The organism is Leisingera sp. ANG-M1, assembly GCF_000813745.1.
Classification (GTDB): domain Bacteria; phylum Pseudomonadota; class Alphaproteobacteria; order Rhodobacterales; family Rhodobacteraceae; genus Leisingera.
On record NZ_JWLC01000001.1, the window covers coordinates 38494 to 52963 of the forward strand.

Sequence of the window (14470 nt, forward strand, 5' to 3'; positions counted from 1 at the left end):
CAACGACCCGTGCCCGGGCAACACAGGTGTTCAAGCTCTGGATGCAATGGAAGTGTCAGCGACGAAGCCCTTTAGCTCCGCCTGTTCCTGATTATCCCGTCAGGTACGCCACGCGGCCGGCCCGGAGCCATGCGATACACGCGCAATTCGGTAACGGGCACATTCTACCATATCTTGTGCCTTCATCAAGTACTTGCATGCGAACAGCTGTAAGATTCGCGAGCAAGTCGAGCCCTCTACGGCCATCCCACGTCTGGCAATCTCTCACATGAAGAGCACGTCATTACTGCAACCTTGCAGCCATTCGCTGCGGGCGCAGCCAGAACAATGTCGAGTATCCGTTTTGTGCAGGACGGCGACCTTTGCAAATTCAAGAAGGCGGGTGCAGAGATTTCTGCTTCTGGGACTACCTGCAAACTTAATGCCCCTTAAGCAACTCCTGGCAGTAACTCTGAGCTTGCCCAGAGTTTCATAGACTTCGTTCATTCAACTCAGGGAACTGACGTCAACGGCCGGGAAATTCGAACCCTATGAAGACAAGCGCGCCCGGATTGCGGAGCTTAATGCATTGTAATCGAGTGAGAGTTTTGACTGAGGGAGCAGCAGATTGGCTTCGCCGAACCAAGTCCACCCTAAGAACATGGCGTGTGTTCATTGGGGTTACGGGCACGAAGCATCTTCAAAACCCGTAACTATGCTACCAAAGCATCCTCAAGCTGGCTTTCATGCGCAGCCCAGAAGGCGCCCAAGTCATCGTTAGGCCCAAATGCACGACCCATATCGCTTACATAGACTAACGCGCCGACACCATGGATCACCTGTAGAACTTCTCTTGCCTTCTCTTTTGACAACCCGAGGCACAGCGGATTGATAAAAAAAACTTCACTACTTGGGTTCAACTCACGCTGATCGATTGAGCATGCGATCGAGCGCTGCTTTCCTGCACTGCGCCTAGAGAAGGAGGCGCCGGGTCGAAAGTCATCAAACCAAACGTCTAGCTGATCAACGGGCTCACCACTTTCCTTTGTTTCACGCAGACACCACTCATGGGCAACTGACAGTTGATCGACACTGCTGGGCAGCTGTGGATGAAGAGCAATAAATGCAGTTTTAGAGAATTTCCGAGACATTCCTTAGATCCGTATTCGCTACCTACAGTTAGCCAAACAGAAAGTACTGCTTGCCATGCACTGGCCCAATACGCTTGCTTCCAAAAGAAATGAAAGCAGAGTCATTCTTCAGCGCGGTTTTTGCCGAAAGCTCACTAGAGAATAGTGAATTCACCCCAATCGGGAATTGAAGTAGTACCTACAGCCCCAGTTTGGACCGAGTTTCCACCACTTTTTTGTGGAACTTGTACCCTTCCTTCATCCCAGAATACGGCTTTAATCCGGAGAATTTTCCTGCCAATTGCCACCATTCCGGGTCATCAGGCCAGCTGCGCCAAATTGTGCCCCAGCGATCGACTACATGAGAAATGCACGTTTCATCTCCCGGACTTTCCCCCGCACCGTCTCCATCAGGCCAATACCAGGAAAGCTGATGGCACATTCTTCCATTAGAGTCGATTTTCCACTGACCTGCCCCTAAACTTTCACTGTTCTCACCACACCAAGCGCGGGCTTGTTGATTGGGAGCGTAATATATGCCTCCAGAGCAGTTGTTGGCCCAAATGTCCGTGTTTCCAGCGTAGATTTCCGCTATCTTTTGCGGGTCTACGGGCTTGGCACTACGAGGTTTTGGATCTGCCAAAACAAGTGACGGGATTGCGCCCAGAAGGGCAGCGACCGTTAATTTCGCAGCTAGCTTCATGTAAAACCTCCTAAGGTAAGACGGATGTGGAGTACCACCTAGACCCTTTGTGCGTTGTTTGCCTGTTGACACACATCCCTCGTTGTTGCCCAGGCTCGCTCAGTAACAGGGATACCTACCCTCAGAAAAGAAAGTTGGCTCCGTCGTCCAACTGCTCCACAGTCATGTTTTGCACAGTGACCGTGACATTTCCGAAATAGACGAGCACGTGATCACCTTGCTGATCAAAATCCACTTCATCCATGCTTGTCGCTCCGCTTATCACCCTGATCTTATCAGCGCCAACTTCGAAGTCTGTAATGACATCAGTGTGGTCGTTCGCTCGAAAAACAAAGATGTCATCGCCACCGCCCCCGGTAAAAACATCATCGCCTTGCCCGCCCCTAAGGATGTCTTTGCCACTGCCGCCAATCAAGTTATCATTGCCAGCCCCGCCGAATAGCTTGTCGTTTCCCTTACCTCCCGACAAGATGTCATCCTCAGAGCCGCCTTTTAGCGTATCATTTCCTCGTTGACCGTACAGGGCATCCTGGCCGTCGTCGCCGGTCAGCAAGTCCCGCCCGGCACCGCCCCGCAGTTCATCGTCTCCGCTGCGTCCTTGCAGCGTATCACTGCCAGCGCCACCGCGTGCGATGTCGTTACCTGCGCCTAGGCTCACAACGTCATCTCCGGCAAATGTTTTGATCGCCAACCCAGTACTCATATTCACTGAGATATTATCGTCCCCGGAAAACAGATTTTGCGCGAGCTGCCGTCCGGTCATGGCCTCGAAATCCGAAAACGGCAGCGAGAACCCTGAAATCGAGATGAGCGACACCTCGTTGTGAACATAAGATATGGAAAAGATCTCCCAGTCATCCTGATTTGAGCTAGCAAAATTGCCAGTCAAAGACAGAATGGACCCGTCAAGCGCAGTCATCTCGATTCTGGAGCTATCCTGCTCACTACTTACTGGCTCGACGAAGTCCTCAAAAGCCAGGAGCCTGATCAGTGATGACGCTCCGTTCAAGCCGCCGATATACGCGTTTGCCATGGCATGGGTCTTTCATCTGGATGAACTTTATTTGCCCAAATCGATAGGGTTCTTGATCGGAGAAACAACTAATTTTTAATAAATTCCGCAATAACTGAGTTTATTATTCCAGATTCCTGATTAAAGCCGCCGCGGGGCGCGCAATGTTTCCAATCCCTGAACTACACTCACCCCGCGCTGCCTGCGGGCAGGATTCGCGTGGCCTGACAACCGGTGAGAACGCGAACGCGCTGCGGTCTCAGACCTGGGTTTGCAGACGCTCTGACGGCAGTCAGGACTCAGTTAGAATACCAGAGCTCGCCTAATCATTATGCATTCCACTCAACAATCCGCCGAAGCACGGGGAATTGTCACCCCTATTTGGACCGAATGCGGGAAATTCGACAAAAATTTGAGAAAATTTTGACAAGCAAGTCAGCACTCCTGAAATTGTCTTCATTATTGCCTGATCTGCTTGATGTGCGCTGGGGAATTGTGGGGACAGGTCCCGCGCACCTTTGACGGCGGTGTTGGCTTGCTTGGGGGTCGGGGGACCGTGGCTTACAACAGTGTCTTTAGGCGCTTAGCAGGTGTGTGCCTGCCCGCCATTAATAAACAGTCCGGCTACTCTCGGGGGGGCGGACGTTGAAGCGTTTTGCCTTTCATCAGGATAAGTTGGAACTCCACGCGTCTTCTGCACGGGTATTCGATGATCCCAAGCGGATCAGAATCCGCCGCGTAAGAGCCGTTCTGATCGCTATAGGCACAGTCATCCTCTGCTGGACCATCCTTTTTCTGAATGGATCGTTCTCTTTGCAGTCGGCCATCCGTGAGCTGAACCCGTTTCTCAGCGGCAGCAGCCAACAGCCTGCCTCCGTAGACGGATACGACTACCGCAACCTGACACATCTGACATCCACGGCGCCCTCCCCCAAGGCAAACACTGACTGCAGTGCGGGCCGTAAACAGCCTTTTTTCTCGGCAATGGCAGATACATCCGTACCCCGGGTATACGCACATGTGCCTGTGTCCGCGGAATGGGCTTTTTTGTCCCTGGATGATAGCTGCGGCCAGGCCGGGGTCATCGTTCCTGAATGGATCAGCATTGTTGAAGACCAGGGCCGCCCCGCAGTCTCTCTGATCAGCAAAGACACCCGGATTGCCGTTGAGGAATACATTGCAGGCGCGGCTTCCCGTCCACAGCTGCTGCCCGCTGTGCGGCTCGTTGGCGGCGGTCAGAACGATGATTTCTTTGAAAGGGTTTCCTCCCCGGAACAGGCCGAGGCGCTCGCGGAAGGGCTGGCAAGCGCGGTGACGGCTTTGAACGCGCAGGGCGCCTGCCTCGACTTCACCGGCCTGAAGCCTGAAAAATTCCGACGTCTTGAACCATTAATGTCGCGTGTAACCGGGGTATTCCGTGCCCGCGAGCTGACGGCCTGCACCGTTTTCGACGGCAGCCAAACTGTCTGGAAGGACACGGAGCTGACGGCGCTTTTTGACCAGGTAATCCTGAAACTCTTTCATCAGCCTTGGGCAGAATCCGTCCCGGGACCGATCTCTCCCTATGGCTGGTTTGAAGACACTGCTGCGCAAGCCGCAAAATTCATTGGAGTGGACAAGCTAGTTGTCGCCATTGGCAGTTTTTCAGTTGAATGGACTTCCGGAGTAAGTAATCCGGAAACCCTCTCCTATGCCGAAGCTATGCACAGAATCGGAACGGCCGGTGCGGAATTGCACTTCGGCGCCAAAGTCTCGAACAGCATGAGCCGCTACCGCGACGCACAAGGGCACCAGCGCAAGATCTGGATGCAGGATGCCGCGTCCGCATATAATCAGCTGATCCGCCTGAAAGAGCTTGGCATCGCCAATGTTGCAGTCTGGTCTCTTGGCATGGAAGACCCCGGAATTTGGAAAATTCTACGGCATCAGAATGACGGCGAAGAAGTTCTGGACACAGCTCTGAAAATTGTAGAGCTCAACAACTACGTGAACTACCAAGGCCAGGGCGCATTGATCCGCATTGATCAGCGGGCATCGGGCGGCGTGCGCCAGCTTGCATTCGAGGCCGGGACTGGCCGGATCAGCAACCAGACCTACAGCCTGTTGCCCAAACCCTACTCCATCGAGCGATACGGCAAGCCCGACACCCGAAAGCTGGTACTGACTTTCGATGATGGACCGCACGAAAAATACACAAAGGACATTCTGGACATACTACAGCAGGAAGATGTTCCAGGTTCCTTCTTCGTCGTTGGCACAAGCATCATGGATTCTCCCGATCTAGTTGCCCGGATGTTGGATGAAGGCCATGAAATCGGAGCCCACAGTTTCTCTCATCCCAGAATGGATCTGATTTCCCAAACCCGTGTCGATTTGGAGTTTGCTCTGCTGGATAAGATCCTGGCCGGGGCCTCCGGGCGGAAAACAATGCTGTATCGGGAACCTTTTCAGCGCAGCGGCGGTCCGATCAGCGCAGAGCGGGTCGCCTCTCTGGAAGCAGCCGAAGACCGCGGTTTCGTTATTGCCGGCATGGAAATCGTACCAAAGGACTGGGAAGGGTGGGACAGCAGTCAAATTGCAAATTTCGTGATCGACCAAGTCGAACAGGGAAATGGCAATGTCATTCTTCTGCATGATGGCGGACAGGACCGCACAGCCTCTGTCAACGCGGTCCGCCCAATTATCCAATCCTTGAAGGAAAAGGGCTATGAATTCACCACACTGGCCGATCTTTTGGGAACCACCCCAGCGGCATTGATGCCGGTGGCCGAGGGCGGTTCACCCGCCTTTGACCGTGTGTCGTTTTCAATGGTGTGGTTTGCGCAGAAATCACTGGTCTTTGTGTTCTGGACGGTGCTCGCAATCGGCATCCTCCGCTCCGCAGGCATTCTGATTCTCGCACTCATGAACCGCCGTGAAAGATTCACACCGTTGCAGCGGCAGCCCAAAGTCGCTGTGATCATCCCGGCACACAACGAAGCAAAAGTGATTGCCCAGAGCGTCGAAAGCGTCCGTGCATCCGGATACAAAAACCTTGAGGTCATCGTCGTGGACGACGGATCGACTGATGACACGCTCATTGAAGTTCTCAAGTTTGGACACAAAAGCGAAGTGCGTCTCATCTCGCAGCCGAACCAAGGAAAATGGAGCGCCCTGAACCGCGCGATCCTCAGCTGCGACGCTGAATTTGTTGTGTGCATCGATGCAGATACGCAGATCCGTAGGAACGCGATAACCCATCTGGTGAAGCACTTCATGGACCCGAAAGTCGGCGCCGTGGCGGGCAAGATCATTGCGGGCAACCGGGTGAATATCCTTACCCGCCTGCAAGCTCTTGAATATGCAACCGCCCAGAATATCGAAAGAAAGGCGTTTGACCTTATCAACGGCATTTTGGTTGTACCCGGAGCTATCGGCGCATGGCGGGTTGAGGCTCTCAGAAAGGCGGGACTGTTCAGTGATGAGACTCTGACCGAGGATACCGATCTAACGATCCAGGTGAACCGCACGGGCTACACCGTGGTCTTTGAACCCAAGGCAAAGGCCTATACAGAGGTCCCCGAGAAGGTGGGTCAGCTTCTGAAACAGCGACTGCGCTGGTCCTTCGGCATGTTCCAAAGCGCCTGGAAGCACAAAGGGGCAATCATTGATGGCCGGTCGGTTGGATTGGTCTCCATTACCGACATGTTTGTGTTCGGCTATATTTTTCCTCTTCTGGCTCCCATTGCTGATCTCTTTGTAGTCATAATGCTCTACAATCTCGCTGCAGGCGGATGGGCTGCGGAAGTTGGCGACTCGCAGACGGTGCAATCAACGCTGTATCTCTGGGCCTATCTGACCCTGCCGGCAATGGAGCTGCTGATTGCCGCGATTGCAATCTCGTCAGATGAGGATGAAAGCATGTGGTCTCTGTGCCTCTTCCCGCTGCAACGGCTGGTTTACCGCCCCCTGCTGTATTTTTCGGTGATCCGCTCTATCCTGCGTGCCGTAACCGGGCGCTTAGCCAGCTGGGGTATACAAAAACGGCAAGGCCGGAGTTATAGTTTGGCAGCTGGAAGCACATGAAACGCAGAACCTTCCTGAAATTTGCAGCCGCAAGCACGGCCTTTTTCCCAGTACCCGGAACGGCCTCATCGCTGCGGGGGTCTCCTGCACAGGCGTTTCAGGTTGCCTCAATCCTCAACGAAGACCTCTCCATACCGCATCTCATTGCGGTCCTCGATGCCTTTGTCGACCGCAACATTCCTCTTGCATGTGTGGTCGACCCTTTCGGAAAAGATGGACACCCGCTGTCCCCAGAAAGCAAACTGGCACAAGTTTTGAACGGCTACCTGCTGGGTAACAGCGGTCTCGATATCGTGCCTTACGTCCATGATCTATCGCTGCTATCCGAGCATTTTCAGGCCCGCGCAGTTTTTGAAGCGGTATCCGCGATAAAGAGCATGCTCCGCCCTGCTCTTTTGGTTCGAAAATCCGGATTGCCCGTACAAAGCATTGCATGTGCCGAACATGCAAACCCGAACCCACCCCGCGGTGTGCGCTCTGCAGGTATTCTCAACGTTTTAACCCTGCCTGCCGAGCCCGGCCCGGTCCGCTCAGAAACCTGGGATAATGGTGTTGTGAGGCTGTTCGGTGGCAGCCTGCAAACTCTTCAGGAGACCGCAGGTCCGGCAAAATTCACAGAACAGGGTTCAGGCCAAAATCTACTTTACCTGTCCGCTAAAGAATTCGCGCGACAGCCACTGAACCGGCTAAAGAAAACCGCCGGTCAATTTACCCGCGCACTTGCAGAGCGGGAGCTCGATGGGGATCTGAGTCTGCTACCGGTTCCGGATATTCAGCTGCGCGACAACTACCGGTTCAAGAAAACGATTTGCCTGCATGTGCTGCATCCGCAAAAGCAAAACCAACTGCAAGTTTCAGCCTATTCCGCATTTACTGCCTTTCTCCGAGAAACCGGGATTCCCCATTCCACCGGAAGACCTTCGGAAAAAGGGCGCGAAGCCGGGTTTTGGGTTCCAACGGAACTGCCTCTGAAAAGAACCGGTTCCGGCGACAGCCTGCCCGGTATGTCGCCTATCAGAGCCGGAAGCACAAGCGACGCAGCACTTCGTACGATTCAACAGGCTATTCCAGGCATTGGCGTTACTTTCCCTGGCACTGACGCCGAAAGACAGGGATTAGCCAGCACGGGAATTTTGCAGTTTCCAAAACATGTTGTGAGCGGCGGTGACGCGGTTCAGTCATTTAATGAAGCGATCGCCGGTACCGCAGATGCAGTCATTTTCTTGCATCCAGACGCTTTCACCTTTCCGCCAGATCGGCGAGCTTTGCAGGACCGGCTGCGCGGCTTGCACACTGACGAGGGGACCCAGTTCTTGTATCTGGAACAGTTTGTTCGCGCTCTCGTTCCCGCCGGCCCCCTGCCCTCCCGTCAGAGGAAAACCTCCGCAGCTGCTCCAGAACTGCTTGAGAAACGCCGCCATCCTGCTGGCCTTGATCAGGAAGAGTTGCTTGAAGATGCCCGAGTGGCCTGGCAGTACATTGAAAAGTTCTCGGATCCCGCAACCGGACTTTGTCCGGCAACAGTAAATTTTGCACCGGGAGGACAATACCACAAGGCCGTCACCATGTGGGATGTCGGCAGCCACATCAACGGCTTGGTGGCAGCACGGCAGATCGGCTTGATAAGTCAACAAAGTTTTGAAGCCGCAATCCGCAAAATCCTGCCCAATATCGCAGGCCGGACGTCCCAAAACCGCCACCTGCCACAGGGGTGGATACGCACTGACCGCCGCAAGTGGGGCAACAAGAACTTCGACGGCTCCGATGCAGGCCGTTTGCTCGCTGCCTTAGACAATCTGCGCCGGCACAGCAATTTCGGCGATCAGCTGGAGGAACTTGTTGCCTCCTGGGACCTTCAAAAGGTGATCATCGACGGCGAAGTCCACTCAGTGGTAAACGGCGAGCTGAAATCATCCTATGTATCGCATAGCGCCCACTACTCCGCCTTGGCCTTCCGACGGTGGGGGCTGGCAGCCAATTCTCCTTATGAAGTGCTTTCCGACCGAACTCCAGCCGACGGCCGCATGGCACTGCTTGAAGCTGCGTCCAGGATCGGACCATTTGGGGCTGAACCGCTTTTGCTCGAAGCCATGGAGCTAGGGATGTCGAGGGAAAGCGCCTTTCTTGCCGATGTGCTGTTCTCTGCGCAATTGGAAGAATTCCAGGAGACAGGTCGGCTGATCTGCGTATCCGAAGGTCCGATCGATAAATCTCCCTGGTTTCTCTATCAGGGTCTGCAGCTCGATGCTCCCAAGCGCACTTGGGCGTTTGACACCGTCGGACAAGAGCCGGAGTACCGAACTCCTGAATTCCGCGAGGAGAACCTTGCTATCAGTAGTAAGGCCGCCTTTCTTTGGTCCGCTTATCAACCTCATGAGTACTCAGAAAAACTCACAAGCTTCACCAGAAGTGTCGCTAGAACCAAAAATGGTTTTGCCTCAAGTATCTATTTGAAGAACGGGCGGCCAACCGAGGCCTATACCGATTTGAACACAAATGGTGTGATTCTACAGGCGATTGCCCACCGCCTTGTCAGCTCAGGCGGGAAGCTCTGAACAGACAAGGCGCTGTACAGCTAGACTACGCGATAGCCCTAGAAAGTGCGGCATCCACTTGCTGCAATTTCCCCTGGGGAAACCGGGTAACCCGGCCGGGGGTTCAGAATGACTGTCTGGATTCCGGTGATTTGGTTCATGCAGCTGTCGACCCAGCTTTCGTCAATCCCTTTGCCGCCCACATAGATGTCCAGCCAGTCATGCCCCTGATAGCCGCTATGGCACGGACCTGCCTGAGGTTTCGGCCCATCCCCGCACAGATCCTCGACAATCGCGTATCTTTGCAGGTTTCTAATGTAGAATTTGGTACCTGCTGGATAATCCATGTAGCTACGGCCATTTCGCCTTACGTGCCCTACAGCGAGTGTAACCGGATCCTCGTAAGTCCCTATTCCTCCCGCCTGTCGGTGGATCACTGGCCTGGCAATTTGGGCTGAGCCGCGCGGAGTATTGTCCCAGTAGCTATAGCCAGTGAGAAATACGTTCATGTTTTGTTCTTCCAAATATCCGGAGTTTGAACCGATTTCACCGGCAAACCCTTCGTCAACTGCGAGCCGAGTACTAAGAACCCCGACGCGGCCGCCGCTTGCCCTTTCTGTAACACTGCAAGCTGCTGCAGTAAGCAATGCTCCAAACATGAGCGTAAGTCTGGTTACTTTGTAAGCCATATTACCATCCTGATTAACTGGGTACTCAGGAAGCCGCAAAAACTTGGATATCGCAGCCGCCGTCCAATGCAGAATGAATGCAAAGGGGAAACAAACCACTAAATTAAAAGGGAAAATTTTAGCATTCTCAAAAACTATGGCGGCATACCGTCTGTCGCGGAGAAATCTAACAAACCTGAAAGAGATGCCGACACGCTTGATGGAAAGCTTCGAATTCAATCGGTTATAGAGCATTCAACTAGAATGCTTTTCACCTTTCCAAGCGTAGAAGATAGGGAGTGCGGATGATCGAAAAACTGCAACTTAGTTGCATATTCGAACAGAGCCGCTGACCCTTGGGGGGTCGGTGAGATTAGATGCTCTGGTAAACATCTAACTTCAATCATCAGAAAGACATTTCCTCACGATGTCAACAATTTGTACGAGTGTTGTAGCGAAGAAAATTGCTTCTGAAGCCGGACTGGGTATTTGCATCACATTCCCCAAAACGTCCTAGAGCAACATCAGTTCGAACGGGTCAGCGAACTATGATCCCCAACATTGTAGGTAGAAACTGCAATGGGTCACTGCGCAAATTGACAAGGTGGCGGCTCCCGCTCCAAAGATCCCAAACGGGGGAGTTTGCCAGCAAACGGATTCAGCCTGGGTTCAGGAACGACTGGATCTCATCTTCACGGGCCTTGGCAGCCAACGTCCGAGGCTGTTGGAGAACAGGGATTCCATAAGCAAATCCATTTGCTACAGGGCGGTCTCGTGGCCGATGCCGCCTTATTGCTGAAGGCCGCTCAGCGCCGATTTCGTCGCGCTCCACAAGCGAAGGTCAAACAAGCGATCAAGGTCCATTGTTGGCTCCGAACGACCGCTTTTCCATTGAACCCTGCAGCCCGGTGATCACCTGATCCCCAGCCCGCCGCCGCACTTCTCCATCCCCGAAGCGGCGCGGCAATTCTCCTTAATTGGACAGCCGCAGCCGTCGCTCTATACTGTTAACGTCCCAATCTAACCGGGGTGGGATAGAGCGGTCCGCTGTACCAGCTTCCACAGGTGCGAATGCCCGGCGGGCCGCTCGCTCCTTTGATGGACGTAGCTTAGGCGGTAAGCACCTTGGCTAAACCGGAGAGCTGAACGCGTTGTTTTTCCGGAATACTGTAGAAAGCTCTGACAAGATCAACGGCTTCCTTGGACTGCAGAGTTTCTGCTGAAAGGTGGCCTTCAGCTGCGTCTTCCCTGGTCTTTTCCAAGCCTTGGAAAAAGTGGGTAACATCAACGTCGAGCGCTACTGCGATCTCCCACAGACGAGAAGCACTGACGCGATTTGCCCCAGTTTCGTACTTCTGGATTTGCTGAAACTTCACGCCTACTGCGGACGCCAATTCTTGCTGAGTCTTCCCAACTAGCCAACGCCGGTGGCGAATTCTCTTTCCAACATGGACGTCAACGGTGTGAGGCATGACATGCTCCTACGAAACCAATTCGTTCCAGCAGGTAACTTATCAGGTACTTCTTTTCAATTAATGGAATTCATCACCCTACGTAGCTCAGCAGTTGCTGACGTCGCGCAGCTCGGAAAGCGGACATTGCCCGGGATAGGTTGTGACTGCTAGGGAACAGGATTTCGCACTTGCAGTGAATGTCGACACAGTCCCGCTTTTTCCTCACGCAGCCCCCTTCACATCCAATGGATCAATCTGGACCCGCACCGACTGGCCGAACATCTCCGCCCGCGCCTCGATCACGGGATGCACATCATGAGCCGCCTGAACCATGTCAGAGAACCTCACAATCCGCCCCATGAACGGCCCTGCAAGCACCTCCAGCGCAGCACCCGGCTCAAACTGGCACATTGCCGCCCGGTCCCGGCTATCGATGATCCGCTGCGCCTCTGCGTTCTCCTCGCTGACCTTGCTCAGGAATGGCTGCACGTGCCTGCGGACCTCCTGCCCGCTCACCGTCATCAGCGACGCATTCAGTCCACGGCACTGCACAGCCTGCGCAAACAGCTCCGGCGGGATATCCGCAAAGATGTAGCCCGGCAGGTAGGCGCTGGTCACCGGCTCGGCGTAGCGTTTCTTCCCCTGGCGCTTGAACTCGATCTTACGCGGGGCGAACGCCTCAATCCCGAGAGCCCGCAGCTGGCGCTCTACGGCGAACTCCCCGCGCTCCTGGCTCACGGTTTCTGCCCCCCGTCCCGTCTCCACCTCGAAATGCAGGTGGCGCGGGAGGGTGACTTTCTTGGTGGTTGTGATGCCCAGGTACCAGGTCATGCGCGGTTCCTTTTCTGCCCGGTTGTTCGCTTATGGCGGAGCGGGTGCCCTGCCCTGACCCGTGAAATTGCAATGGCCAGCTCATCGCGCGTCTTGGGCGCAAAACGCCGGCGCTGCATGATGACCTCCAGGATGTACTCTGCGTCGCGCTCGTCCTGGGTCTCGATGGCGAAGCGCTCGGCTTCGTACTTGCTGTCGATCTTGCTCAAACGTTGATCCCCGCCGCTCGGCATTCTGCCAATGTGATTAGGTTTTCCTGGATGCACTCCCCGGCCTGGCTGGGGAGGATTGTGCGAGCCCAGGGCTTTCGGGCCCGGATGTCGGCCGCCCGCGCCTCCAGAACCTTCTGCGGATCCGCCCGCTTCTCAGCCGCCGGCACATGCGCCCTCCAGAAATCACCGGCGAAGAAATTCTGGCTGAGTTTGATCCGCTGCGGATCGTAGCCGGCAACCCGCTTCCGGTAGGCCTCGGTCGCTGCAAGCACATCGCCTGGCTGCTCGCCGGCATCGATCAGTGCTTTGACCGCCTCCTCGGTAGCCGCCCAGTGGTCCTTGTTCGGACAGGCCCGCCAAACCCGATCAAAGAAGGATCCAAAATCAAACTCGCCGTGGTGCGAGGCGTCAGCCGCGCAATAGGTTCTATTTGGTTTCTTTTGGTTTGGGTGACACTCTGTCGGGGGTACCCCCGACACTCTGTCGGGGGTGGGGTGACGCTCTGTCAGGGGTGACACTCTGTCGGGGGCTATATCTTGTGCCTCGCGCTCTACATCTTGTGTGTACCGGTGACGCTGTGTCGGGGGTGCATCCTTGCAATCCGGGCACATTTCCACCGCTTCGACCTCAATACGGTACTCGATTGTCTCCCCGTTCTTGTGCTTTCGCTTGCCGACCTCGCTCACGAGACCGGCTTCAATAAGCGCATGGATATTGCGCTGGACCGTCCTGTCCGAGGTTTCCAGTTCCTTCGCCATGGTCGGCTTCGATGCCCAGATACCGGAGCCGTCATCGCTCGCCAGGTCGCCCATCAACAGGATGATGGACTTGGCCGAAAACCCGACGCCTAGGCGCTTTCTGCGCAAGAGAGAGGTCACATGGTTGCTCATCAGCTCTTCCCAGCTGCCCGGCGCATCCGGCGGATACAGCGGTTCATGATCTTGGTGCGCTCGCCGATATCGTCGGAGAGGATCAGCTGGCGGCGTTCGATCCGCACATGCAGCTTGGCCAAGCGTTCAACCTCTTCTGCATTTGCGAATTGGAACCAGGGCGCGCTGATGCCGAAAGGCTCAACCAGTGGCGGGCCGCCGTTGTCACCGATCATGGCTGCAAGGCGCTCGGCCTCCCGGTCTTTGGCTGCCTCCTGCCGTTTCAGATGCTCGAAGAGCTCCATCAGAGGGTCGCCGGCAGCGGCCCCCTGTACAGTGCGCCCCGCTGTACAGGCGCCGGCGGATTGAAACGAGGCTGGGCGGATCAGGGCAGTCATTTGCGCAGCCACCCCATCTGAGAGGCGCCAGCAAAGAAGGCGCCGTCAACACGGTCTTTGGCCTGCTTGAAAACCCCGGCGTTGTCAGCTTTGCCGGGCACGGCACGCTTCAGCAGACGCTCAAAGAGCTCATACCCTGCCCTGTCCATCTGGAAGGTAAGCAGGCCGCTTTCCGAGCTGGGGATTGCTTTCAGGTGTTCGTCGGCCATCAGTGCTTGCTCGCGAACTGACCGCAGGCCCAGGCAGTGACCCCATCGAACAGCTTGCCCCTCTTCTTGGTGTGGACCTGAACCAGAGCGCAGAAGCCGAAACCCTGGTTCTTACCCTTGGTCACCTCACCGTCGCGATAGTGGGCGCAGGCTGTGCAACGCTTGTTCAGATCCGGCCGCGCCCATGTGCATTGGCCGGTCTTTGTCGCCGCGATGCGCGCTGTCAGGTCGCCACCGTCAAGGTTCTGGTGAGTTGGATCTTTCATAGGCATAGGCATTCCTCCTGTGCTCAAGGTCGGGTTCACTCGTTGAAAATGTCGGGATTGGGTCTGCTCGACTGACCACTGCCTCTGTTGGGGGCTCGGGGGCTGGCTCAGGGAGGCTCAGCCCGCCCCCTGCGAACACC

General features: G+C 55.2%; 13 protein-coding genes. 2 read left to right on the forward strand and 11 right to left on the reverse strand.

The features are described 5' to 3' along the window. Positions 1-692: 692 nt before the first annotated feature. From RA19_RS26385 to RA19_RS00240, 3 genes are all read right to left on the reverse strand, one after another. Positions 693-1130: a hypothetical protein gene (locus RA19_RS26385; RefSeq protein WP_152615642.1), complete on the reverse strand. Its 438-nt coding sequence runs from the start codon at positions 1128-1130 to the stop codon at positions 693-695. Between the two features lie 178 nt (positions 1131-1308). Continuing rightward, positions 1309-1812 carry a DUF995 domain-containing protein gene (locus tag RA19_RS26015; RefSeq protein WP_082020415.1) on the reverse strand — a complete coding sequence of 168 codons (504 nt, stop codon included), beginning with the start codon at positions 1810-1812 and terminating at the stop codon, positions 1309-1311. 121 nt (positions 1813-1933) lie between these two features. After that, a complete protein-coding gene (locus tag RA19_RS00240; RefSeq protein ID WP_039158440.1) occupies positions 1934-2845 on the reverse strand; it encodes a calcium-binding protein in 912 nt (303 codons plus the stop codon). A 624-nt stretch (positions 2846-3469) separates the two neighbouring features. On the opposite strand from RA19_RS00240, the gene RA19_RS00245 reads away from it, so the two are divergent. Continuing rightward, positions 3470-6889 carry a glycosyltransferase gene (locus tag RA19_RS00245; protein WP_039158444.1) on the forward strand — a complete coding sequence of 1140 codons (3420 nt, stop codon included), beginning with the start codon at positions 3470-3472 and terminating at the stop codon, positions 6887-6889. Next, positions 6886-9444, forward strand: a complete 2559-nt coding sequence (locus RA19_RS00250; RefSeq protein ID WP_039158447.1) for a DUF3131 domain-containing protein — start codon at positions 6886-6888, stop codon at positions 9442-9444. The genes RA19_RS00245 and RA19_RS00250 overlap by 4 nt, the downstream gene beginning before the upstream one ends. A gap of 38 nt (positions 9445-9482) precedes the next feature. Here RA19_RS00250 and RA19_RS27330 read toward each other — a convergent pair whose 3' ends face one another. The 8 genes from RA19_RS27330 to RA19_RS00290 all read right to left on the reverse strand — a co-directional run bounded on the left by RA19_RS27330 (position 9483) and on the right by RA19_RS00290 (position 14336). After that, positions 9483-10346, reverse strand: coding sequence for a hypothetical protein (locus RA19_RS27330; protein WP_241478999.1), 864 nt, complete (start codon positions 10344-10346; stop codon positions 9483-9485). A gap of 854 nt (positions 10347-11200) precedes the next feature. Further along, positions 11201-11563, reverse strand: coding sequence for a helix-turn-helix domain-containing protein (locus RA19_RS00260; RefSeq protein WP_039158450.1), 363 nt, complete (start codon positions 11561-11563; stop codon positions 11201-11203). A 204-nt stretch (positions 11564-11767) separates the two neighbouring features. Further along, positions 11768-12376 carry a transcription termination/antitermination protein NusG gene (gene nusG / locus RA19_RS00265; protein WP_039158452.1) on the reverse strand — a complete coding sequence of 203 codons (609 nt, stop codon included), beginning with the start codon at positions 12374-12376 and terminating at the stop codon, positions 11768-11770. Further along, positions 12373-12585: a hypothetical protein gene (locus RA19_RS00270; RefSeq protein ID WP_152615643.1), complete on the reverse strand. Its 213-nt coding sequence runs from the start codon at positions 12583-12585 to the stop codon at positions 12373-12375. Before RA19_RS00270 ends, nusG begins: the two co-directional genes overlap by 4 nt. Then, positions 12582-13478, reverse strand: a complete 897-nt coding sequence (locus tag RA19_RS00275) for a helix-turn-helix domain-containing protein (RefSeq protein WP_039158457.1) — start codon at positions 13476-13478, stop codon at positions 12582-12584. The genes RA19_RS00270 and RA19_RS00275 overlap by 4 nt, the downstream gene beginning before the upstream one ends. Further along, positions 13478-13855 (reverse strand): hypothetical protein, encoded by a 378-nt coding sequence (locus RA19_RS00280; RefSeq protein ID WP_039158460.1) that lies wholly within the window; start codon positions 13853-13855, stop codon positions 13478-13480. Before RA19_RS00280 ends, RA19_RS00275 begins: the two co-directional genes overlap by 1 nt. Next, positions 13852-14064 carry a hypothetical protein gene (locus RA19_RS00285; protein ID WP_039158463.1) on the reverse strand — a complete coding sequence of 71 codons (213 nt, stop codon included), beginning with the start codon at positions 14062-14064 and terminating at the stop codon, positions 13852-13854. The genes RA19_RS00280 and RA19_RS00285 overlap by 4 nt, the downstream gene beginning before the upstream one ends. Continuing rightward, positions 14064-14336, reverse strand: coding sequence for a hypothetical protein (locus tag RA19_RS00290; RefSeq protein ID WP_152615644.1), 273 nt, complete (start codon positions 14334-14336; stop codon positions 14064-14066). The genes RA19_RS00285 and RA19_RS00290 overlap by 1 nt, the downstream gene beginning before the upstream one ends. Positions 14337-14470 lie beyond the last annotated feature (134 nt).

What these genes read in the sequence shown, in the direction of transcription:
- RA19_RS00250 (WP_039158447.1), top strand. Translation starts at nt 6,886, where the DNA reads ATGAAACGCAGAACCTTCCTGAAATTTGCAGCCGCAAGCACGGCCTTT.
- RA19_RS27330 (WP_241478999.1), bottom strand. Translation starts at nt 10,346, where the DNA reads ATGCTCTATAACCGATTGAATTCGAAGCTTTCCATCAAGCGTGTCGGC.
- RA19_RS00260 (WP_039158450.1), bottom strand. Translation starts at nt 11,563, where the DNA reads ATGCCTCACACCGTTGACGTCCATGTTGGAAAGAGAATTCGCCACCGG.
- RA19_RS00280 (WP_039158460.1), bottom strand. Translation starts at nt 13,855, where the DNA reads ATGACTGCCCTGATCCGCCCAGCCTCGTTTCAATCCGCCGGCGCCTGT.
- nusG (WP_039158452.1), bottom strand. Translation starts at nt 12,376, where the DNA reads ATGACCTGGTACCTGGGCATCACAACCACCAAGAAAGTCACCCTCCCG.
- RA19_RS00240 (WP_039158440.1), bottom strand. Translation starts at nt 2,845, where the DNA reads ATGGCAAACGCGTATATCGGCGGCTTGAACGGAGCGTCATCACTGATC.
- RA19_RS26015 (WP_082020415.1), bottom strand. Translation starts at nt 1,812, where the DNA reads ATGAAGCTAGCTGCGAAATTAACGGTCGCTGCCCTTCTGGGCGCAATC.
- RA19_RS00290 (WP_152615644.1), bottom strand. Translation starts at nt 14,336, where the DNA reads ATGCCTATGAAAGATCCAACTCACCAGAACCTTGACGGTGGCGACCTG.
- RA19_RS26385 (WP_152615642.1), bottom strand. Translation starts at nt 1,130, where the DNA reads ATGTCTCGGAAATTCTCTAAAACTGCATTTATTGCTCTTCATCCACAG.
- RA19_RS00285 (WP_039158463.1), bottom strand. Translation starts at nt 14,064, where the DNA reads ATGGCCGACGAACACCTGAAAGCAATCCCCAGCTCGGAAAGCGGCCTG.
- RA19_RS00275 (WP_039158457.1), bottom strand. Translation starts at nt 13,478, where the DNA reads ATGAGCAACCATGTGACCTCTCTCTTGCGCAGAAAGCGCCTAGGCGTC.